This window comes from Chitinophaga polysaccharea, assembly GCF_902150045.1.
Classification (GTDB): Bacteria; Bacteroidota; Bacteroidia; order Chitinophagales; family Chitinophagaceae; genus Chitinophaga; species Chitinophaga polysaccharea_A.
In genome coordinates, this window is sequence record NZ_CABFVU010000001.1 from 690,946 (window position 1) to 714,940 (window position 23,995).

Annotated in this window: 15 protein-coding genes; 5 read left to right on the forward strand and 10 right to left on the reverse strand. The window is 46.9% G+C overall.

Annotation, left to right across the window (positions count from 1 at the left end; genetic code table 11):
* Positions 1-16: 16 nt before the first annotated feature.
* The 10 genes from FN124_RS02815 to FN124_RS02860 form a co-directional block, all read right to left on the reverse strand.
* Positions 17-1,099, reverse strand: coding sequence for a DUF2652 domain-containing protein (locus tag FN124_RS02815; RefSeq protein ID WP_142683270.1), 1,083 nt, complete (start codon positions 1,097-1,099; stop codon positions 17-19).
* Between the two features lie 62 nt (positions 1,100-1,161).
* Positions 1,162-3,159 (reverse strand): alpha-galactosidase, encoded by a 1,998-nt coding sequence (locus FN124_RS02820; RefSeq protein ID WP_142683271.1) that lies wholly within the window; start codon positions 3,157-3,159, stop codon positions 1,162-1,164.
* On the reverse strand, positions 3,156-4,754 hold the full coding sequence (locus FN124_RS02825; RefSeq protein WP_142683272.1) for a solute:sodium symporter family transporter: 1,599 nt from the start codon (positions 4,752-4,754) through the stop codon (positions 3,156-3,158). The genes FN124_RS02820 and FN124_RS02825 overlap by 4 nt, the downstream gene beginning before the upstream one ends.
* A 12-nt stretch (positions 4,755-4,766) precedes the next feature.
* The gene (locus FN124_RS02830; RefSeq protein WP_142683273.1) at positions 4,767-5,783 is read right to left on the reverse strand and encodes a GntR family transcriptional regulator; all 1,017 of its coding nucleotides are present in this window, start codon (positions 5,781-5,783) and stop codon (positions 4,767-4,769) included.
* 38 nt (positions 5,784-5,821) lie between these two features.
* Positions 5,822-6,892: a UDP-glucose--hexose-1-phosphate uridylyltransferase gene (locus tag FN124_RS02835; protein ID WP_142683274.1), complete on the reverse strand. Its 1,071-nt coding sequence runs from the start codon at positions 6,890-6,892 to the stop codon at positions 5,822-5,824.
* Positions 6,893-6,901: 9 nt separating this feature from the next.
* Positions 6,902-9,106 carry an alpha-galactosidase gene (locus FN124_RS02840; protein WP_142683275.1) on the reverse strand — a complete coding sequence of 735 codons (2,205 nt, stop codon included), beginning with the start codon at positions 9,104-9,106 and terminating at the stop codon, positions 6,902-6,904.
* Between the two features lie 91 nt (positions 9,107-9,197).
* On the reverse strand, positions 9,198-10,856 hold the full coding sequence (locus FN124_RS02845; protein WP_142683276.1) for a RagB/SusD family nutrient uptake outer membrane protein: 1,659 nt from the start codon (positions 10,854-10,856) through the stop codon (positions 9,198-9,200).
* Between the two features lie 40 nt (positions 10,857-10,896).
* Positions 10,897-13,986, reverse strand: coding sequence for a SusC/RagA family TonB-linked outer membrane protein (locus FN124_RS02850; protein ID WP_185937069.1), 3,090 nt, complete (start codon positions 13,984-13,986; stop codon positions 10,897-10,899).
* Between the two features lie 507 nt (positions 13,987-14,493).
* A complete protein-coding gene (locus tag FN124_RS02855; protein WP_142683278.1) occupies positions 14,494-14,991 on the reverse strand; it encodes a DUF4142 domain-containing protein in 498 nt (165 codons plus the stop codon).
* A 169-nt stretch (positions 14,992-15,160) separates the two neighbouring features.
* Positions 15,161-15,388 carry a dodecin family protein gene (locus tag FN124_RS02860; protein ID WP_142683279.1) on the reverse strand — a complete coding sequence of 76 codons (228 nt, stop codon included), beginning with the start codon at positions 15,386-15,388 and terminating at the stop codon, positions 15,161-15,163.
* A 374-nt stretch (positions 15,389-15,762) separates the two neighbouring features.
* Here FN124_RS02860 and FN124_RS02865 point away from each other — a divergent pair, with 374 nt between their 5' ends.
* From FN124_RS02865 to FN124_RS02885, 5 genes are all read left to right on the forward strand, one after another.
* Entirely contained in the window at positions 15,763-16,365 is a 603-nt protein-coding gene (locus tag FN124_RS02865) for an RNA polymerase sigma factor (protein WP_142683280.1), read from the forward strand.
* 58 nt (positions 16,366-16,423) lie between these two features.
* A complete protein-coding gene (locus tag FN124_RS02870; RefSeq protein ID WP_142683281.1) occupies positions 16,424-17,626 on the forward strand; it encodes a FecR family protein in 1,203 nt (400 codons plus the stop codon).
* Between the two features lie 264 nt (positions 17,627-17,890).
* Positions 17,891-21,484, forward strand: a complete 3,594-nt coding sequence (locus FN124_RS02875) for a SusC/RagA family TonB-linked outer membrane protein (protein ID WP_142683282.1) — start codon at positions 17,891-17,893, stop codon at positions 21,482-21,484.
* A gap of 11 nt (positions 21,485-21,495) precedes the next feature.
* Entirely contained in the window at positions 21,496-22,923 is a 1,428-nt protein-coding gene (locus FN124_RS02880; RefSeq protein WP_142683283.1) for a RagB/SusD family nutrient uptake outer membrane protein, read from the forward strand.
* Between the two features lie 27 nt (positions 22,924-22,950).
* A complete protein-coding gene (locus FN124_RS02885; protein WP_142683284.1) occupies positions 22,951-23,880 on the forward strand; it encodes a hypothetical protein in 930 nt (309 codons plus the stop codon).
* The last annotated feature ends 115 nt before the right edge of the window (positions 23,881-23,995 follow it).

Here is a 23,995-nt window from a genome sequence, read left to right on the forward strand (position 1 = left end):
CAGGATGGCTTCTTTATCAAAAATCAAGCGGCAGTACCATATTCATCACAATTGGCTCAAGCCTTTCCAGTGAAGCGCGTAACCGGGCTGTCATCTTTTCTTTTTCTTTTAGCCGGAAAAGCCATTGCCGTACAAAGTTTTCAGGAAGATAATAATCTATAGTCAACCGCGCTCTGCGATCTGTTAGTCTTTCAATCGTATAGTAGTAAGCGTTATGCCGCTTCTCATCTGTTTCGCTGAACATCACATTCTGTTCAGGATTATAAGAAAAACTGCTGGTATACATCATCACTTCTTTGCCATTATCCAGCAGATGCCGGTGCCGGCTGCCAACACCAGGCAGGAAATGTTCCACTTCATCTATCCCCTTCACTCCTATCTGCCATTGGTGCCTGAATTCAAAATGCACTACGGTATAGGTAAGTGTTTTAATATCGGTGTCAAACTCTTTCGACACGGAAATCATTTTCACCTTGTTATTAAGTTCTATTTGCGGGTCGGGATCAGGAGGCAGTGTATTCCGCAGTTCGCTTAAATGGGTGTAGTGAAAGGAGATATCACCTGTTTCTGTTTGTTTGGTGGCAGCATCCCAGGTCATCCATTGCGCCAGCCCTGCGGGAGGCTCATCGCGCAGCAGGTTGTCTGTTACCAGCCAGTATTCATGTTGTTCAATATCGTTTTTAAGCAGCTGATGCGCCACGATCACGTCTTTCCCAATCAGCTTACTGAAATTTTTCACCTGGTAAGTAGTGAACTCGCCATAATGGGAAATTACTTTCAGGGTAAGGTCTATAGCCGATACACAGGCTTTGCACTGGCAAATTTTACGGTGATTGTAATTAACAAGGTAACGGTGAAATTCGCGGAACATTTTTTCCACCTGCTTATACAGCTGGGCAAGATCAGGCGGGGATCCAAATTTATAGAATAAGATAGCGTCACCTTCCACTTCAGACACTTCCAGGCCCGATTCGTTAGCATTGATCAGCAGTTCCAGCAGTTGCTGGATGATATGGCGGCTGTGCTCAATCTCTATCTCATTCACAAAACGGGTAAAGCCACTTATATCCGGAATAAAAAGCAGCCCTTGGTTTTCCATTTTTTTTATTAAAGTTAGATAAAAATGGAAAACAAAGGGCTGTCTTTCGGGGCAATGATGCTTTATTTCTTCTCCAGGCGGAGAATTATGGCGTCGGCCCCGGCTACCTTGAAATGGAACCCACCCTTTTCTGTGGATGTTTTACCGGAGAATAATTCTTTACAGCGATATTCACCCTTAGCCAGTCCCAGTTTCTCCCAGCCGGCTTCAAAGGTAGTTGCCTCTTTGTTATAGTTCAGCACGGCAATATAGGTATAACGGCCACTGTTATGCACAAACAGGCTGGAAGGCGTATCTCCGCTATGATGATCTGCCGGCACAAAGCCATTGGGTAGCTGTGCTGCTTCCAGTACATCCCGGTTTTGCAGCAGTTGCTGTGCCACACTGGAAGCACTGCTGTATTCCGAATAGTCATCGCCGGTAATAACGGTACCCGTAACGATAGCCGAAGTGAGGCGGGCCCTGTTTTCACCGGGTGTTGCACCGGCAAACACTACATGGTCAGCATCCGTAAAATCGTATACTTTATTTTGCCACCAGCCCAAACTTGTAGCGTTGAGGGTATAGGCGGTTTCGCCGATATTTTTAAACGCATCGCAGGCAATGCGGCGCATATGCACATACCGGCCGGTGGCCAGGCTGGGCGAAATTGCAGCATATACCAGCATCTTTCCGTCCATCTGGTCTACCAGGAACTCCATTCCTTTGCGGAAAGCCTGCATGCCTGTATGCACGGAAGGATCATAATAAGTATCTGCCTCTATTGCCGCATGCCCGATAAAATCTATTTTGATCATTTCAAAACCGGTTTCCTTAAAGCGGTTGATAAGGTAAGCGATGCGTTCGCGGGTAGCGGGATGCGTGGGGTCCATGGCACGGGCGCCATCAAAATCGTGGTATTGTCCGTTTACTTTTGTCCATGTTTCCTCATAATTGTAATGGCTGCCTTCCACGGTGCGGGAGGATTTTGACCAGTCTACAAACGGGGCCCAGTAAATACCGGGTTTGCATCCGCGCTGCTTGCAATAGTCCACAAATGCTTTGAGCTGGCTGAAATCGCCGGTCATACCGCCTTTGGTCATGTTGTCCCAGTAGGAGTCGAGATCAATGTAAATGCTGCCGTCTTTACCACGGAATGTTTTACAGGAGTCCGCGAAAAAGTCGACCACCTGTTTGGCTTTGGCAAGGTTCAGTTTTGTTTGCATACTGCCCCAGCTGTTCCATCCCAGGGGTTTGGCGCCCGTCCATTCAAAAATATAACGTGGCTCTGCCAGGCGGTTGGCGCTGCCATATTGTTCCATGCCTTTACGCCAGTTGGCGGTGGGCAGTACAAAGATCTTCGGTGAGCTGCACAGGGTATCGCCCTGCGTAACGATCCCATGTTGTATTTTATCGCGGGTGATAAGGCTGTCTGTCCAACCGGCTACCACGGAAACGTGGGTATTTTCCACCTTTACGCCGGTTTTCCAATCGTTATGCTCTACCGATCCCAGTATAAATCCTGCATTGGTGGTGCTATCGTACAAGGCGGTTACCTCAGAGCTGGTAAATGCAGGGCCTTGCTGATCCGCCACCCGGTATTTGATCCAGGCGTCATTATCGAACGGGGCTACTACACCGCTGGTATACAACGCGGCTTCCCCTGTTAAAGGGCTCATGGCGCGGGAGCGCGCTCCTTTGCCCTGCAGGGTTAGCGAGGTATAAAAGCCTTCTTTCCCGTTATAAACATAAAATACCTGTTGTTTTTTTATGCCGTTACCGGCAGATGTGATCACATAACGGGTCCCATCTTTTATGCGGGAGCTGGCAAAAGTGCGCAGTACAGGAAGGGTATCCGGCTTACCGGCATCTTCATAAAAAGCAAACGCATTACGGATCACCGCTTTTTTCCCCGTCCACACGGTATAAGTGCCTTTATGTAGATCGTAGGCAATATGGTTGTTTTTCCCAAAGGGAATATTTTTTACATGAGCCGCCTGTTGGGCGTACAGCGGTGTTAACAGGCAAAGCATTCCTGTAACAGGTAAAAGGTTCCTGAACCAGATCAGCGCATTATTCATTTTGCAAGTCCTAGTGGTGAAAAGATGATAAATAACAATACCATTAGTATCAGTAAAGCAACGCTGTACCAGTGCCGGTGCTTCCACGGCTCTACAGATACTACGGGGATCACCGCTGGCTGGTAAGGTACTGCCATTGGTTTTATTTTGCCGATGATCAGCATCAGCAGTGCTGTTACCACAAATGTGATGGCCAGCAGGTGCAGGTAATGGATGCCTGTATCAAACACCCATTGCAGTAACACATTCATGGCCAGAAAAAATACCAGTCCGGCTTTGGCCGCTACCGGCGGCACATACCGGGTAGCCATACCTACTACCATGATGGTAAAAATAGGGATGCTGAAAAATCCTGCCAGCATCTGTATATAATTATAAAATCCGCCTTTGAACAACATGATAAAGGGCGCTATGATAATACCGGACATCAATACCAATACCTGGAACAGGCGGGTACGGCTGATCAGTTCCTTATCGGACACGCTGCCTTTACGGGCTATCATAAAGGGCTTATACAGGTTCATGGTGAACAGGGTGCCCACGCTGTTCAGCCCTGCATTAAAAGTGCTGAGTGCTGCGCCAAAAACGATGGCGGCAATTAAACCGGTGTATACCGGCGGCAGCACATCGGCGGCCATCCTTGGAAATATTTCCGCCGTTGCCTGGGGATGAATGTACAGGTGCACCGCAATAAGGCCGGGAATATTGAGCATAAGCGGCGATAACAGTTTACACAAACATGCCAGCGCAATTCCTTTCTGGCTCTGCTCCAGGTTCACTGAGCCCAGTGCCTGCTGTACAATGAACTGCTCCATGCCCCAATAGTAAATATTCACCAGCAGCATACCGGTGAAAATAGTGCTGAAAGGTACTGCATCGTGCACTGATCCGATAGCATTCAGGTGATCTGTATGACTTCCCAATACCGTAAGCAGGCCTGTTTCCGCATCGCCATGCCCCAGGTATTTAAACCCGAAATAAGGCAGCAGCAGTCCGCCTATGATCATACCGGCGCCCAGCAACGTATCTGAAATGCTGATCACCTTTAAGCCGCCCAGCACGTTATAAAAAAAGCCGGTGATGCCTATGAGGCAGGCCAGCATCCAGATAGTGGACCAGTAGCTGAGATGCAGCAGCTCATTCAGGTGAAAAATGCCGTTGAATGCCACTGCCCCGCCATACAACACAGCCGGGATCAGGTTCACCAGGTAACTGAGCAGGAAAATAACAGATACAATCTTCTTGGTACCGCTGTCGTATCTAACCTCCAGAAAATCGGGCGTGGTAACGGCCCCGATGCGGAGATAAATGGGCATCAGGAATTCACTCACCAGCAGCATGGCAAATACTGAAGTAACTCCCCATGACATAATAGACATGTTGTTGATAAAAACAGATTCGTTTTCACCAATAAACTGGTTGGCGCTGATGTTTGTCATAATGAGCGCACCGCCTATTACCAGCCAGTTTAAACTGCGGCTGCCGAGAAATACGTCGGCCGCAGTTTTCAACTGGTGCCTTCTTGTAATGTACCACGACAATACCGTCATGAGCACTACAAAAAATGCAAAGCTTATAATAGTAGAAAGAGGCATTAATAATTACAGTTACAAAGATTTTCTTCTTATCAGTACAGTAGGCAGTGTTTCCTGGATCTTTTCCCTGTTCAGCACGAAAGCGGCTGCCTTTTCCGCCATCAGTTTAAAGTCGGTGGAATAAGTAGTGATGCCGTTACAGATAATTTCTTTCACCACATCATCATTATGGGATAGAATGCCTACGTCTTTGCCCAGTGTCAGTTTCTTTTCCACGCAATCTTTCAGGATGGCCCACAGTTCCGTATTATTGATGGTATAATATACTTTCCCTTTGACAACGGTGCCGGGCTCATACTCCGTTTTAATTACCCCGTTGATCCTATGATCCTTTATGAAACGTTTAAACGCTTTCAGTATTTCTATGGGCGTATCGGTAGATGGCCGGTAGTAAAAGATCATTTCATCGAACTGCCGGATGGTATCTGCCAGCGTGGAAAAAGCCCGGTAGGAAGATTCCCCGAACTCCTGCACAATGTAAGAGCAGTCTGTTTGCAACGGCTCGTACCGGTCAATCATCAGGAACTTATCCATTGGCAGGCCTTTCAGTATCTCCGCTGTTCTGGGATGCGGGATAGGCGCCACCACGTACATCCCGTAACGGCCTTTTACAGACGCTACGATGCTTTCAAATACCTCGATGTTGTTATGATGAAAGAATACATCCAGCTGGATATTTCCACCAATATTAGCCCGGAAGGTTTTATAAAATGTTTCCTGGAAGGTATCGAATGCAAACAGCAGCAGCGCTACTTTCAGCTGTTGCCCTGTATCATCGCTGCTTACAAAAAACCCTTTCCTGTTCTGTGAGGCAACAATGCCTCTTTCCACCAGTTCCTTATAGCCTTTGGCAATAGTTTCCCTTGCAAAACCAAGTTCCCCGATCAGGTTATTCACAGAAGGCAGGGAATCGCCTCTCGATAACAGTTTCGAGTTAATGGCATTAATAATTCCCTGAACAAACTGTTCGTGTTTGGAGAGGCCTGGAATGCCATCCAGTTCATGTATCTGTTCGTATACGTCCTGCATGTAAGGAAAAATTGACTGTACTATACTATCCTACTAAGCTATTGTGTTTTTTCCATACCTGCAACTGCCTGTGAATAATGTATCTCGGGGAGCGACTGTAACTTCTTCGCGGCCCATTCCGGCGTAATATCGCGCTGTGGACTGGCCAGCAGCTCATATCCTACCATGAATTTTTTCACGGTGGCAGAACGCAGCAGTGGCGGATAAAAATGCATATGCCAGTGCCATTCGGGATGATCTCCGGAATTTACGGGCGCCTGGTGCATACCGGCGGAGTAAGGGAAAGAGGTTTCAAAAAGATTATCATATTTAATGGTCAGTCTCTTTAAAATATCTGCCAGCGCATTTTTCTCCGCTTCATCAAACTGCAGCAGGTTGGTTACATGCCGTTTGCTGATGATCATCGTTTCAAATGGCCATACTGCCCAGAAAGGCACCAGTGCTATGAAGTGCTCATTTTCACAAACAATCCTCTCCTGTTTTTCCTGCTCCAGGGCAACATAGCTTTGCAAAAGGCTTTTGCCGGTAGCTTCGTAATATTTTTTCTGGTGAGATGTTTCTTTGATCAGTTCTGCCGGCAAATCGCTCGTTGCCCAGATCTGCCCGTGTGGATGGGGGTTACTGCAGCCCATGATATCCCCTTTGTTCTCAAAGATCTGGATATATTTTATGTCTTTGTCGGCAGACAGCTGGCGGTATTCATCCTGCCACAGCGTTATCACTTTCCGGATGTCGTCCACCTCCAGCAACGGCAGCGTAAGGTCATGCCGGGGTGAGAAACAGATCACGCGGCAGGTGCCTTTCACACCGCGTGCGTGCAGTAAGTTGTCGATAATATCTGCGCCGGCAGGCGTATCTGCCATCAGTGCGCCAAAGTCGTTGGTAAATGCATAAGGTGCTGTGTAAGCCGGGTTCAGATCCCCGCCCATCCTGCTGTTGCCCGGGCACAAATAGCATGCGGCATCATATTCCGGCAGCGGGTCTTTATTTATTTTTTCTACTTTACCCTGCCACGGTCTTTTTGTACGGTGTGGCGATACCAATACCCACTCGCCTGTCAGGATATTCAGACGCTGATGTGGATGTTCTTCTAACTGGAAATTATTCATAGATGATGATTAGGAAACTTCGCTGATCCGGATCACCACACTGGTTCTTTTAACATTCAGTTGTGGATTAAACCCGATATTCATTAAAAATTCGCCGGTAAATGTGTTGTTTCCCAGTATGGCTGATGCCTCACCGGGATATACATTGATTTCTTCCAGGCGGTATTTCTTTGCGGGGTCCAGGCCTTTTAAACGGATGGGGAATTTACTGCCTTCTCCATACCGGTAATTAACCAGGTAGTTGAACAGTACGCCGGAAGATTTCTTTTCATTCACATACATTACTGCCGCTACGCTGCCCTCGTGCGGGTCTGCCAGGCGGTATTGGTCGCCATGCCAGATCACCTCTTTCAAAGCATTATAATTACTGATGGCCTCTTTGCAGAAAGCCAGCTCTTTCTCTTTTAAGTCCTTTACCACAATATCAAAGCCCAGCTTGCCCATCATGGCTACGTCTACCCTGAACTTGATCGGTTGCTTGCCCCAGTCTGTTACATGGTTGGCGCTGGTAATAGCGGGATAAAAATAAGAATTTTCCCATTGGATAAAAATCCGTTCCAGCGGATCAGTGTTATCGCTTGGCCAGTATTCGGTAAAATACTGCAGCGCGTTATAGTCTACCCGACCGCCCCCACCGGAGCAAAGCATCATGGGCACATGGGGATATTTGGCGCGCACACGGGCCAGCACTTTGTACAGTCCTCTTACATATTCTACGTATAACTGCGACTGCTGCTGCTTTTGGTAAGCCGACCATGCGTTATAGATCACCGCGTTGCAATCCCATTTGATATAAGATAGTTTGGGTGCTTTTATAAACAGGGAATCCACCACGCTGAAAACGAAGTCCTGCACCTTCGGGTTACTAAGGTCCAGCACCAGCTGGTGGCGGAAGTAATGTTCTTCCCTGCCTGGTTGTCGTAGTACCCAATCAGGGTGTTGGGAGCTCAATTCGCTTTTCGGGCTTATCATTTCCGGTTCTATCCAGATACCGAACTTTACGCCGGTGGCCTGCGCCATGCTATCAAGGGCCGCGATGCCGTTAGGCAGTTTTGTACGGTTCTCCTGCCAGTCGCCCAGCCCTTCGTGATCGCTGTTGCGCGGGAATTTATTTCCAAACCAGCCGTCATCCAGCAGAAACAGGTCCACGCCCAGGTCCCTGGTATCTTTCAGTAATCCTTTCAGTACATCTTCGTTGAAGTTAAAATAGGTGGCTTCCCAGTTGTTTAATAACGTGAGCCTGCCGCCCTTGCCATCCCGTACTTTGTAATTCCTGGCCCAGCTTTGCAGTTTGCGGCTGGCCTCTCCTTTTCCTTTATCGGAGAAGGTGTACAGGAAAGGTGGCGTTTCAAAAGCGGTATTTGTTTTTAATATATAGGGAGATGCGTAATTATTGATCCCGGCTATGATACGTAAGTTATCCAGGTTGTCAAGTTCCAGGTCGATGCGGAAATTGCCGCTCCATTCCATTAAGCCATACAACACACTGCCCTGGTCTTCCGTAGCCGGCTGCCCGAGCGATACCATGAATACCGGCGGCTGGAACAGGTTGGCGCGGGTACCCAGTTTGGAATCGAGGGTTTTAATGCCATGTGTGAGCGGGGTTTCTTCCGGCTGCATTTCTTTGGCCCAATCCCCGTGATATTGCCGGAGCCAGTACTTCGGGGCTTTGAGATAAAGATTAGCGGAGGCAAATTTCTGCAGGGTAACATTTCCTTTTTCCTGGTGCCTGATCACGGACCATTGCTCTATCACATCTTCCGCTTTGTATATTTTATAGTACAGGGTTACTTCAAAGGGGTATACAGGATCTTTCAGCAGGATGCTGGTCTCCTCTATGCCAGGTCCGCGGGATACTGTTTTATGGTTTACATAACGGAGATCCAATCCATTGTTGCCATCTGTATGTGTAACTGCGATAGCGGGTTCCAGCAGGTTTTTTGTACCAGCGGCGGTATAGGCCGCGCCGGCTACTTCTGAGTAATCTTCCGTTTGTTTATAGGCCGATGGTACCTGGCTGTATTCTGCAGCATTGGATAGTTTTGTACCGAAATAGAGTGTAGATAACTGCCCTTTGGGATCTACCTGTAATACCATGGCATTGTTCTTTGATTCCAGGGGTATAGTAACAGGTTTTACATCCTGTGCAGCGGCCTGCCCACAAGTTATTGCCAGTAACCAGCAGCTCCGTTTCAAATGAATGGATCGTATCATGAAAAAAATCTTTTTAAGCTAATTGCTACAGTAATATATAAACAATACGGATAACGGTGTACCGTTATCCGTATTGTTTTTAAAAAGAAGCTCAGTAGCCGTCGTTCTGGCGGAGCTTTCTTCCGGATGAATTAATTTCTGACTGGGGAATAGGTACCCAGTAATTCTTTGCCTTATCAAACTTGCGGTTATCCAGCGCAATGATCTTTGTATATACGATACTGCCATCCGGTTGTTTGGAGGGCAATACGCCGTATGCAGGAATGTTTTCTGTTACTTCTGCAATTTTCCACCTGCGCACATCAAAGTAACGGTGCTCTTCAAAGGCCAGCTCAATGCGGCGCTCATTGCGGATACGGATACGCATGCTATCAGTTGAAAGTCCTTTCGGCAGCTCAGGCATCCCGGCCCTTGCGCGGATATCGTTTATTGCTTTATATACAGTGGCATCGGGCCCTGCTGCTTCGTTCTGCGCTTCGGCATAGTTCAACAGCACTTCTGCATACCTCAGATATTTCCAGGGCTGGTAAGCGGTTTGGTTCGGGTTTTCCACCGGGTTGCCCTCGTTGATGTATTTTCTTACGTAATAGCCGGTAGGACTGGTATTCCAGTTGCCATTACCATCTTTACTGTCTTTACCACCGGGGCGGAATGTTTCCACATTACGGTTCCTGTAAGGAGCGCCGTTATAAAGTATGCTGGCATAAAAGCGCGGATCCCTATTCTGGTAAGGATTTGCTTTTTGAACAGGATTGTTCCAGTCGAACCGGGAGCCATCCGCCATTTCATAATCGTCTACCAGGTTTTGCATGGGAGTATTACCGCCCCATCCGCCATAGCCATTAGGCCCGTTTACCAGTTCAAGGTTGGTGTGCTCATTGGTAGGGGAATATACTCTTTCAAAAATATCCTCACTGGTACCGCTGATGGTGAATAAGGTTTTATAATTATTGTACAATGTAAACTTATTCAGCGCCATCACTGCCTGGGCAGCGGAGGCGGCAGCCGCCCATTTCGTTTTATCGTTCACGTTATTGGTATACAAGGGGCTGGCAGCATATAACAGCAGGCGTGCTTTCAATGCCAGTGCGGCGGCATAGGAACCGCGGCCAATGGGATAGCTCTTATCCTGCATCATGGTAGCCGCGGTATTCAGTTCACTCACTGCATACTGAATACATTCCTGCACCGGTTTGCGGATAAAGAGCGAATCGAAATTGGTATCGTCCAGGTTGTACACACGATCGCCTACCAGGGGCACATCACCGAAATTGCGGATCAGGTCCTGGTATCGGTATGCACGGATAAAATGGAGCTCGCCCTTCAATCTTTCTTTACCATAATCGCTCATCGGTACCTTATCGATGTTGGCCAGTGCGTAATTTATTTCGCGGATGCTGCGATAGCTTCTTACCCAGGTATCGCTCATCCAGCCGGTTCTGTCGGGTGTGAGGGCGCCTTGTTGTACAAACCAGGTATTGTTATCCCATACTACCACCGATTCATCTGTTACAGAGCTCATCCAGGCGTCTTCAAAGCCGCGGCCAAAGCCGGGTTTTCCTCCATCATTGCTGCCGCCCACGCCAATATACCGGCCTGTAATGTATGCTTCCGCCAGCGAGGAATCGCCCCATACGGCTGCATCAGTGATGATGCTGGTAGGCGTGGTATCCAGGAAATCCTTTTTACATGCTCCCAATGCAGCCAGTGCAGCAGCTACCAGGATCAGTGAAATATTTTTAGTCTTCATTTCTTTGCAATTGAAATAGTAAATGATTTATTTCTCCCTCTTAAAAATTCACGTTCACGCCTACGTTAAACACTTTTTGCTGCGGGTAAAAATACCCACTGCCGTCTGTGCCTTCCGGGTCTATCTGTTTCACTCTTGTAAAGGTGAGCAGGTTAAAGCCATTCACATAAAAGCGGGCTGATTTGATAGATGCTTTGGATACCAGTGCTGCGGGCAGGTTGTAGCCTATTTCCAGGTTCTTCAGACGAATGAAAGAAGTATTCCAGTTCCAGAAAGTGCTTGGGTAAGCGCCAAGATTGCTGGAGTTGGGCCTTGATACCGGCCGTGGCCAGGAAGCGCTGGTGTTTTCCGGCGACCAGCGGTTATCTGCCCATTCCTTGAGGAAAGAGCCAAATTCACCGGATTCCCAGAGGAGATATTGAGCGGATTCTCCCTGTCCCTGGAATAAAACATTGATGTCAAAGCTCTTCCAGGAAGCGCCTAACGTGATCCCATATACGATTTGCGGGATATTGTTCTGGTCTATCCGTACACGGTCGGCAGCTGTGATCTGTTTATCTCCATCATAGTCTTCCAGGATCAGGTCACCGGGCATTGTGCCTGGCGCATGAGGCGTAGCGTCTATCTGTGCCTGGTCTTTGAAGATACCGATGCTGCGGTAGTACAGGCCGGCATTAATGGGATGGCCTTCTACTTTCTGGTAGGAGAGTGTTCCCGGTGCTTCGTCCAGGAAGATGACTTTATTTTTGATAAAGCTGAAGTTACCGCCGATATTGAATTTCACTTCATTGAAGCGGGTTTCATACATCACAGAGGCTTCCACGCCTTTGTTGGTTACCTTACCTATATTTTCGTCGGGGATCTGGCTGCTGCTGATACCGCTTACACCGGGGATGCTCAGGTTCCGTGGCGCCAGGATGTTGTTCCTCGTTTCGCTGAACACATCTAAGGTCACATTAAAATGATTGAATAAAGATGCGTCTACACCGATATTGGCTTTCCTGGCGGTTTCCCAGGTGATGTTGGGATTAGCAAGCTTGGCGTATACAATGGTGGGAATATTGGCGCCATAAGGCTGGCCGGAGCTGGTTAATGTGCTCAGCACATTTGTTTGCAGGTTGAGGTTCTGCAGATATTGATAGCCCGGGGCATCATCCGGCTTAATATTTTCATTTCCCAGCAGGCCATAGGAAGCACGGATCTTTAAGCTGTTGATGGAATTCCTGTTAAACCAGGATTCTTCCGAAATGCGCCATGCAGCCATGGCACTGGGGAAAAAGCCGTATTGCTTTCCCGGCGCAAAAATAGATGACCCATCTTCACGGAGTTGTACATCCAGCAGGTACTTTTCTGCATAGTTGTAACTAATACGGCCAAAGTAACTTCTGCGGGTAATGATATAGCTGCTGCCATAGTTGCTGGCATCAGTTGGCAAGGCGCCACCCTGGCTTAGTTCCGGTAGTAAGGTAGTAATATAGTTCTGCCGCGCCGCTCCAAAAGTTTCATATGTTGTTTTGGATTGTTGTACCGCGGCAAATGCGCTGAGCTGGTGTTTACCAAAGTGTTTATCATAGCTCAAACGCAGGAAAGAGTTCATCAATGTATAGTTGATCTGGCTTTCCGACAGGGAAGGGTTATTGGGCCCGCCTTTCACCGGGTCATAGGTTTGTGCGCCTTTATCATACTGGTACACGATCCAGTTGTGGGCCAGCTGTTTATCAAATTCAAAACGTTTGTCGATAGACACCATTCCATCTGCAGATAATCCTTTTGCCAGTTCATAACTTGCTTTTCCGATGATGCTACCAGTGGTAATGGGTCTTTTATCCGCACCCGACAACTGTGCCATTGCCAGCGGGTTCTTTCCCATTTCCACGCCCGCACCCATGAGCCCATTGGGATAGTAAGCAGGAAGTGTTGGGTAGGTACGGTAAAGGAACTCAAATACATTGGATGCACCAAAACCGGCCAGGGCAGTCTTTTCTTCCTGGCGACCGGACATTTGTACCGTTGCCTTGAATTTAGAAGAGAAGTTGATATCGAAGTTAGCGCGGATGTTATATTGTTTGTAATTGAGAGGGCTGTTACGATACAATCCTTCCTGGTTCAGGTAACCGCCGGAGATGTAATACGACAGTTTGTTGCTGCCGCCGGAGAAGGAAAGGTTGGCAGTAGTTTGAGGCGCCACTGGTTTCATCAGTTCCTTTTCCCAGTTTGTATTCGGGTAAGACACCGGGTCTTTCCCGTTCCTGAACAATTCTATTTCTTCTTCTGAATAGCGCTGGTGCGTGCCCTGTGAAGGGTTATTATAATAGCCTATTTCATTGACGATAGTGGCATAGGTAGCGGCATCCACAAATTCCGGTAACCGGGTAGGCTTAATGAAGCCCTGGTTAAGATTAAAACTGAAATTTGTTTTACCGGCTTCTCCTTTTTTGGTGGTGACGAGGATAACACCGTTGGCCGCCTGTGAGCCATAAATAGCTGCAGACGCGTCTTTCAGGATACTGATGCTTTCAATATCGCTGGGGTTTAAGCGGGAGAAGCCACCCAGTGCATTGGGTACTCCATCAATTACGATGAGGGGGGCTGAGTTACCGGTGGTGGCCACACCGCGGATCAGCAGGCGGGCATCATCGTAGCCTGGCTCTCCGCTGGTGTTGGGTGCAATGAGGCCTGGCATACGGCCCACGAGTGAGTTGGAAATATTCGGCTGCGGGCTTCTCACTATCTCCGCGCTTTTCACAGCTGCTACAGAACCTGTTAATGTTGCTTTTTTCGCGGTGCCATAACCTACCACTACTACATCGCCCAGTGTTTCAACAGATGTTTCCAGCGCAATGGTGGTGAAATCTTCTGTGAGCACCAGTTCCTGTTGCCGGAAGCCTATGCCTGAAACGATCACTGTATTGTTGCCCGGGGGCGCATTAAGCACAAACTGCCCGTTAGCATCTGTTTTTGCGCCGGTGGTTGTGCCTTTTACAACTATGGAGATGAATGGTAGCGGTGATTTGTCGGTGGAACTGATGACTTTACCCTTGAATATTTTTTGCTGGGCATACCCTGGTATACACAAACAAAAGGCAGCAAGAAATGCAATAAAGCATTTCAGCAAGTGTCTGGCAATCATTTTCTTTAATTTAAAACGTAAATGGAATACGAATGGCGAACGGTGTGGCGACCCGTCATTCATAACGTGCTTTTAGTTGATTTGTGTTATTTATATCTGTACTATACTATACTATTCTACAAATATAATTTCCGATGTTGAATTGTCCAAAAAAAATTTACGCGGATTTTGTCTGACTCAGGATTATGATGATTATGATGATTTCGCTGATGTTTTTTTTAGCGGAAATTATTAAGGGAGATGGTGAGCGATTCGTCTGACTCAGGATTATGGTGATTATAATGATTTCGCTGATGTTTTTTTTAGCGGAAATTATTAAGGGAGATGGTGAGCGATTCGTCTGACTCAGGATTATGATGATTATAATGATTTCGCTGATGTTTTTTTTAGCGGAAATAATTAAGGGAGATGTAAGCCAATCGCTTATATCTCCCTTACAATTATAAAATCAAACAAATCAGCGAAATCATCATAATCCTGAGTCAGATAAAATCCACTGCTGCCTCCTTACTCATAAGGCGGCGGGCCAACAGCAATGCCCATCTTCTTTTGCAGGTTCCGGGCCGAGTCGAGATGCAAATTCAATACGGGCAACTGATCCATGGCAAAAGCTCTTATCTCCGGGTCTGCCGCATTTTTTGCTGCCTTTTGAAATTCCCGGATATCTTTTTTATGATCATCAATCATCAGACTGATATAGGCCCTGTCGAACTCCTCTCTTTTTCTTTTTTCCAGCCGTTCTTTTATTCTTTGCTGATGATTGGAGATATCATCAGGAAGCACAATATTTTTTGATTGGGCCAGGGTCTTCAATTTATCCCTGCTTTTCCTGTGATCCCTTATCATCATCTCTCCAAATGCTTTTATCTCCCGGTTTACAGAATTGCTTTGTGCAAGCTGACCTAACTGCACTTCCGTCATGCCTCCACTGGCTGCTTCCACCAGGAAGTCTGCATCTGTTTTGGCAGGAATGGTTACAGCCGTATCGGCCAACCGGTTGCTCATGATCTGGCTGTCGATCTTTTCTTCATTAGCGGCTTTAGCTTTCTTTTCGCTGTCGGGACCTGTTATTACAACTCCACAGTCCCGATAATACCGTGAGCGTACAACAGCAGAAAAATAAATTTTTCATGATACCCTCCTTTTTTGAAACAGGCCGGAACCTGCGCTACGGCTATGCCGTTTTCTGGTTCCGTTCCTCTTCATCTATACGGAAAGAAACCTTACAGATTAATCCGTAAGTGGATATCTTCCCATCTTTTACATGTACTTTAATATCTTTCACAAAAACAGAATCTATATTATGGATCGTTTTTGACACTTCTGTTACTGCATTAGTGATAGCATCTTCAATGCTTTTTTCGGAAGAAGAAATGACTTCAATTACTTTTACGATAGCCATAAAATTGGTTTTTAAGGATGAGGAAATGGTTGCAACTCATACTAAGCGGCACAAAAACCCGGCCACCCGGCCCCGGTTAAACCGGGGAATCTGCCAGGTTTTATACACAGAGAAACCTGCCGGTTCTGCCCGGAACCCCCTTACCCAAAGCTCCCGGTTGCTATGGGAAAAATGTGCAACAAAAGGGATGATTAAAACAGCAGCTCGAGCAACCGCCTCCTTTTCCGGGAAGGATCAGGCTACACCCATGCAGGGTGCTTCATTTTTTACCGGCATCTATAACTAATTAATTCCCAGCATTTTAATAACAGTGCTTTGTCCTTGAGATTTTTTACTCTAGTTTGTGCCTCCAAACATGAACATTATATAAGGCATTGTCAAGCAACCAAGCATACGAGGAAACTGCGCTGATCTCTTCTTTTCAGCAGGGCGAGCACAAAGCACTGCACCAGGTTTATGCGTTATATCAGCGTGCCCTATGCTTTTTCACAGAACAGCTGACCTCCGACACTATGGCTGCTGAAGATATTGTTTCGGAATGTTTCATCCAGGCATTCCAAAAAAAAGAAGACTTCCCTACCCTGGCCCAGCTGAAGGGTTTCCTGTTCACTGCCGCCAGGAATGCTGCGCTTAACCATATTAAAGCGCAAAAAAGGCATGGCGATATTCACCAGCTGATAGAAAGGGATGCCGACCGCTTTTCCATAGATGTGGAAAAAGCCTATATTAAAACAGAGGTCATGCAGGCTATTTTTCTTGAAATAGAAAAGCTGCCGCCGCAATGCCGGCAGGTGGTCCGTCTTTCTGTTATTGAAGGAAAACGCGCACAGGAAATAGCCGCTGAACTTAATATGGCCTATCAAACTGTACTGAACCAAAAGGCAAAAGGAGTAGGATTATTACGGACCGCGCTTTTAAAAAACGAGCTCATATCCCTGCCAGTGCTGGTTTCCGCGTTGCTGATGCTGCAACGGTAACTTTTTTTTTAAAAAGGGCGGTATAAAAAGCAGCGTTAGTTGTTTTAGTAGTATCAACATGACAGAGAACAATCATTATATAGCCGGCCTGATTGGCAAATACCTGGAAAATAGTTTGAATGCGGAGGAAGAAAGCGCATTAACGGAATGGATCAATGCCTCCGAAGATAACCGCCGTCTTTTTGCGGAGCTCAACGATCCGCAACAGCTGGTGGCTAGTCTTCAACAGTTCTATGCATATGATACCAACAGGATTTCCAGGAGGATCAGTGAACAGGTCCCTGCATTTGGACCGGTAATGACACCGGTTCACCGCGTCCATTTTATACGCAGATGGGGCTGGGCTGCCGCTGTGGCATTGTTACTTGCAGGAAGCGCTTACCTCCTGGTGAATAAAAAAGATACGCCGGCGCCAATAGCAACAAAGGCAGTGGAGATCACTCCGGGCACACAGGGCGCTATACTTACACTGGCCGACGGGCGCCAGGTGGTGCTGGACAGTATGGCCAGCGGCGTGGTGGCGCACCAGGGCGGTACCTCCGTGGTATTATCTGAAGGGAAACTACAGTATGATCCTACAGGTAAAGCCGCTGATGGTATTCAATACAACAAAATGACTACGCCTAAAGGGCGGCAGTTCGAAGTAACACTGCCCGATGGAACAAAAGTTTGGTTAAATGCAGCCAGCTCTATCCGTTACCCTACCGCTTTTACCGGCAATGAACGGAAAGTGGAGGTATACGGGGAAGCTTGTTTTGAAGTAGCCAGAGATGCCGGCAAACCTTTCCTGGTGAATGTAAATAATAAGGCATCCATAGAAGTACTGGGCACGTTGTTTAACGTAAATGCCTACGAGAATGAAAAAACGATCAATACAACATTGCTTAACGGAAGCATAAAAGTAGCTATTCATCCCGCCAGCATTGTCCTTAAACCTGGTCAGCAGGCACAGATCAGCACAGCCTCCGGTATAAATAAACCGGTAGGGAACATTGAAATTATCAATCATCCTGACATGGAAAAAACCATGGCCTGGAAAAACGGCCTGTTCAATTTTGAAGGCGCCGGTATTGAAGAAGTAATGCGACAGCTGGAACGATGGTATAATATAGATGTAGTATATGAAAATGGTATACCGGATATACAATTTATAGGAGAAATGAGCAGGCAGATTTCCCTTTCGGACCTGCTGGAAATATTAAGAAGGACAGAAGTAGACTTTAGAGTAGAAGGGCGCAAACTGATTGTGCTGAATAAATAAGTACCAGATACGCTGCACCGGAGAAACACAGCAGGGGCCTTTATGGCCCGGCCAGACTATTTTATTTGAATCAAACTAACCACTAAGAAAAAACCGTCACGGATTGCGGCCGTGACGGTGTATTTGACTCAGTTGGTTTCTAAACGGTTTATTGCAATTCACATTTATTAACAACCAAATCCCTTGCAATTTATGCAAAAAAAATGCTATTGGCCGCCCGATCGCCCGGGAAAACAGATGGGCCTAACCAAAATCTTTCTGGTAATGAGACTAACTGTCATTTTATTAGCAGCCGCCATTTTCCAGGCAAATGCCTCGGGACATGCACAAACCGTTACGCTATCGGGTAAAACTATACCTATCAAAAAAGTATTTACTGCCATTAAACAACAAACAGGCTATGTGATTTTCAGCAATACCAACACTATCAGCGACGCACAGAGCGTATCGCTTTCAGTACGCGATATGCCGCTGAAAGACTTGCTGGATATGGTATTGAAGGATCTTCCTGTTACTTACCTGATCAAAGACAAAACAATTGTTTTGTCGCGCAAGGCGCCTCCTTCCGCCAATGTCCTGACTATTCCGGCGCCTCCAACCACCATCAGCGGGGTGATCCGGTCCACTACCGGTGAACTGCTCCCGGGCGTTTCTGTCCGGATAAAGAACACGGTTACCGGAACGGTCACTTCTTCTGATGGGGCTTTTTACTTTACCCATCTCCCTGAAAACACCGTGCTCCTCATCACTATGCTGGGGTATGAAACGCTGGAAATCGGCGTGCGTAAAGGAACGAACGGCTACACCGCCTATACGGTGGATAAAGACCAGTCGAAGTCGTTACTGGTAACGGATGGCAATAACCTGGTGATGAATATCACGCTGCACAGGAAGGATATGGAGATAGGAGATGTGGTGATCACCGGTTATATGAACGTGAACAAAGGCAACTACGTGGGTGCTGTTTATTCTGTGAAAGCAGATGATATAAAGATCGCCGGTGAAACCAGCATCGACCAGATGCTGCAGGGTGTGGTGCCGGGCATGTCGGTAATGGTGCAATCGGGCCAGGTGGGTTCCAGCCCTAAGATCCGCATCCGCGGCACTTCTACTATTCTTGGCAACCAGGAACCGGTTTGGGTGGTAGATGGTGTGATCCAGCGGGATCCTTTACCAATGCCCAATGGCAGCGGATCACTGGCAGGAGATATGACAGAGCTGCGCCTGATCGCTTCCAATGCTATTTCCTGGCTGAATCCAAATGATATTGAAACCATCACGGTATTAAAAGACGCCTCGGCAACCGCCATCTATGGCTCACAGGCTGCCAACGGGGTAATTGTACTCACTACAAAAAAGCCTAAGCCCGGCCAGTTATCAGTTTCTTATAACTCCTCCTTCACCGTTGGCCAAAGGCCTTCCTATGGCGACTTCGACCTGATGAATTCTCAGGAGCTGATGCAATTTTCAAAAGAAGTATACGAAGCACGCGACAGCTATACCTCCGATGTGCTGCCAATCGGTTATGCTAAATTGATCCAGCAGTTACAGCGGAAAGAGATTGATTACGCCACTTATACAGAAATGTACAGGAAACTGGAAACCCGCAATACGGATTGGTTTGGCCTGCTGTTCCGTAATCCGTTCAGTCAGAATCATAGCCTGAGCCTTTCCGGCGGTAATGAAAAGATCTCGAACAGAACTTCATTCAGCATGCAGCAGCAGAATGGTGAAGCCAAAGGCAATGACCTTACCTCTTTTGCGGCATCTTCCAATACGACGCTTCGTTTGGGAAAACGGCTCACCGTAAACCTGATGCTGAATGGAAGCAGGCGCGAAACAGATGGTTTTGCCTATGAAGTGGATCCGTTCTCTTATGCTTATAACACTGCCAGGACCATTCCTATGTACAATGATGATGGTTCGCTCTTCTACCACGAAAAAAGAGGAGAACCAAGCACCGTTTATCCCGGTAATACCAGTTACCTCTATAACATTCAGAATGAACTTAATAACACAGGCAACAAAAATGTAACCACTAACCTGTCTACCACCGCCGATGTAAACCTCCAGATAACAAAGGATCTGCAGTACCAGGGCTTGTTATCTTATACACTTACAAATTCCGGTGTTAAATCGTACGCCACAGAATTATCTTACTATATCACCCAAACAAGAGGATATGAGTTTGGCAGCGTATTGTCGAACTCCCCACAGGAGCTCGCCAGCCGCCTGCCTTTCGGAGGACTGGTGCAATTGCAGAATGCCAATAACAACGGGTATACCTGGCGAAACAGCCTGGTGTACAGCCGGTTATTGGGAAAAGTTCACAATGTGACGCTCCAGGGAGGTATTGAAGCAAGATCCGCTCTGACCCAGGGTAACACCGATACCCGTTATGGTTATCTCCGTTACCGCGGTGAAAGCTATGCACCTGTTCCCACCATGCCGGCAATGAACTCTGTAGCCAAAGATAACCTGTATGATCTCATGCGTACCAATTCGGGGATCGTTAATCAGAAAAGTAATTATCTGAGTGAATACTTTTCTGCAGTGTATGGTTTTGATCAACGCTTTGTATTCAATTTCAACGCGAGACTGGATGCCTCCAACCGATTCGGACAAGATAAAAACAAGCGATTCCAGCCAACCTGGTCGGTGGGTGGAAAATGGCGTGTTGCGAATGAAAAATTCATGACCGCCGCAAAATGGCTGAACGCCTTTGATGTATCTGCCAGCTATGGTTACCAGGGAATGGCAGTGGAAGAAGTATCGCCCTACCTGATCGCTACCGACGGTGGACTTAGCAATATATTCAAACAGTATATCCTGAATATAAAATCTTTGCCTTACCCCGAACTGGGATGGGAAAAAACAAAAACATGGAACCTCGGGCTGGATATAGCCCTGTTCAACGGCCGTGTGAGCGCTACCGCCAACTGGTATAAGAAAAGCAGTAATATCCTCGCTTCCCGGCAGGTACCGGTGGAAAACGGAATGAATGCCGCTACTGTATTTGGCTCCCTGATGGAAAACACCGGGTACGATCTTATTGTAAGCGTTACACCGGTGCGTACCAAAGATTTCATGTGGCAGTTTTCTGTAAATACAGGTCTTGCCAGGAATAAGCTGAAGCAAAATGAAAGGATCAACACCCTGGATGACTATCTGAACGGAACGGCTATTGTGAACGGACAGGCTTATTCCACCTTTTACTCCTATGCTTACGCAGGCTTAAACCATTTTAACGGTGTACCCACTTTCAAAAACCTGGATATTAAACCTACGGAGAATCCCCTCGATTACCTGGTAAAAACCGGTAAACTGGAACCTGATTTTTCCGGTGGGTTCAATACCATGTTAAGGTATAAGAACATTTCAGTGAGTGCACAGTTTGCCATGGCTTTCGGCAATCAGAAACGCCTGCCGGTTTTCTATAACCCTTCCGGAGCGCCCACTCCCGAGCAAAACGCTCCAAGGATCCTGAACGACCGCTGGAAACAGCCAGGTGATGAATTACATACCAATGTTCCGGCTGTTCCCCCTGGAAATCCACGCAGGATAGAGCTGACCATGCCTACACCAAATCTGTTCATAGCAACACCATACCAGCTGTATAATCAATCAGATTACATGGTGGCAGATGCAGATTTTATCCGCTGCCGGCAGATTGCAGTGAACTATGAATTTACACAGGCATTGTTGAAAAAGGTACATATCAAACGCCTGAGCACATCGCTCAGCATGACCAACCCGTTCCTGCTGACTTTTGATGATGCATGGAGAGGTTACGATCCTGAAACAAACGGATGGCCTGCACGCAGAACGGCGTCATTATCTTTTAATATGACTTTCTAATATTGAAGCGCATGAAATATAAATTATTCTCTGTTCTCTCTGTATTTACGCTGTTGGTATTCAGCAGCTGTTCAAAATTCCTTGAAGAACAGTCTCAAAGTGAAATAATTCCGAAAACAGCCGCCGATTTCAGGGAGTTACTGATGGGATCAGGTTACATAGGAAACGAAGACCCTACCGATTTCGTTTCTTTCATGGATGACGATGTGGATTTTAATATTGAATGGGGAATTGGCACTCCATATTCCATTGTAGGAACTCCCGGGGCTAAAACGGACTACCTCTACTATACCTGGCAACCAACACTGGCTGACAGGAACGGCCTGGGAGATCTTATCAGCACAGATCCCGCCAACACCGCCTACTATACTTTTTATGAGCTGATAAAAGGGTGCAATGCCGTACTGGATAATATCAATGCTGCTATTGGCAGCCGGCAGGAAAAAGACAGGGTAAGAGCGGAAGCACTTGCCGTTCGCGCCTTCTATTACTTCCGGCTGGTTAATCTTTATGGCGAGCCTTACAACAGTAATCCGCAATCTCTTGCTGTACCTTTAAAACTGACCTCGGATATTTCTGCGGAATATATGCCGCAGGCCACCGTTGCTAAAGTATATGAGCAAATTGTAAACGACCTGAAAGAGGCATCCACCCTGATGGATCCACTGCCTATTGCACGCAGGGATTTCCACATCAATCAGCCGGCCATTCATATCCTTTTATCAAGGGTATACCTCTATATGGAAAAGTGGGAGGAATGTGTAACAGAAGCCAATAAAGTATTTGAACAGGCAGGTGTACTGATGAACATGACCGGGATCACCTCCGGCAACTGGCTCACCTACACCAACCCTGAAGTTGAATGGATGTTTGGCGGCAGATCACAGGCAGGCGATCAAAACAGCTATATTCCGTCTGCCGAATTCCGGTCAATTTTTGACCAGGATAATGATGTACGCTTCAAATACGGTATCTCCAATTCAAATGGCACTCCCCTCATCAATAAATATACAAACGTGAACGGAGAGCTGGTTCAATGCCTTCGTACCGGAGAAGCACTGCTGAACAGGGTGGAGGCTAATGTGCAACTGGGCAAACTGCCGGCTGCCATGAAAGACCTGAACGACCTGCGGCGCACCCGTATCATTGGTTATACAGATGAAAGTATTGGCAACAAAGACGCACTGCTTGCAGCAGTACGCCTGGAACGCCGCAAAGAATTTTTCCTGGAAGGATTCCGTTGGTTTGATCTCCGGCGCTACGGCATGCCTGCCATCACACACCGGTATCAGCATGAACTGGGTGAAGCAATTCTCCACTACACGCTGAAAGAAAAAGATCCGATGTATACACTGCCTTTTCCTACCAGTTTGCTCGAGAGAAATCCCGCGCTGAAACAAAATCCATCCGCTACTATGCCGGACAGGATCGGGCAGTAAATGTTAAACAAGCAATACCATTATCACATGAAGCATATATTTCTTATTGGCTGCATCTCCAGTATATTATTATTCTCCTGCGCGAAGGATCATAAAATAGGTCCTCTTACGCCAATAGCGCCAGACTATGTTTTGCCGCAGGGAAATGCACCTAAAGAGGCGAATGATAAAATCCAGCAACTCTACGACAATTATGGATCATATTTCCTTTATGTGTTTACACAAAAGGATTTTGAATGGATGCAATCCGCCGGGGGCAGCGCCTCAAGGATTGATACAGCCGTATTGGGCGATCCCGCTTATACAGGTGATATGCTCAATTTCCTGGACGACATCTGGTTAAAATTCCTGCCGGAAGACTTTAAGAAAGAACAGGGAATACCCTACCGTGTACTGATGGCCGATACCATCAAACAATACAGGACCGGTTATCCCCCGGGCAGGGAATATCTTTACTTCGATTTCAAAATAGTGGGAAAATCCATTACGTTCGCCGGCATGAACGCATCCCTGCGTACTATGACACCCGCACAAAAGGTGGAGAAAAAGAATACTCTCACAGCTGCTATCTGGAATTATTATATCAGTAATAATATCCTTGATATCCCTGCAGAGTTCTACACCATCAGCAATTACACCAACGCCGCTCCCGCAACTCCGATCAATGCAGCCAACCCTGCCAACGTAGCGGCTTACCGGGAGAAAGGCTTTCTGCCATCTTCCTATAACGCAGTGTCCGGCGCACCTTTTGAATGGCATAACGGTACCTATTCCTGGGCCACTGCCAAATCAAATGATATCAACTCCTTTATCCTGAACATCACGCAAAGGACAGATGCACAGATAGCGCCTTATCTCACTTACCCGCTGATCAAAGAAAAGTTTGATATCCTGGTTAACTATTATAAAACAAAATATCGTATAGACGTTCGCGCTATTGCCAACGCCACCTATTAATCCTTTACCCGTGACCGTTTCCCGGGGATCAAATCCCGGGAAACATCACATCAGCAGTCATCTTCATAACATTTTATTAATAACAAAGCATCGTGTAAGCAACACCTTGCACCGC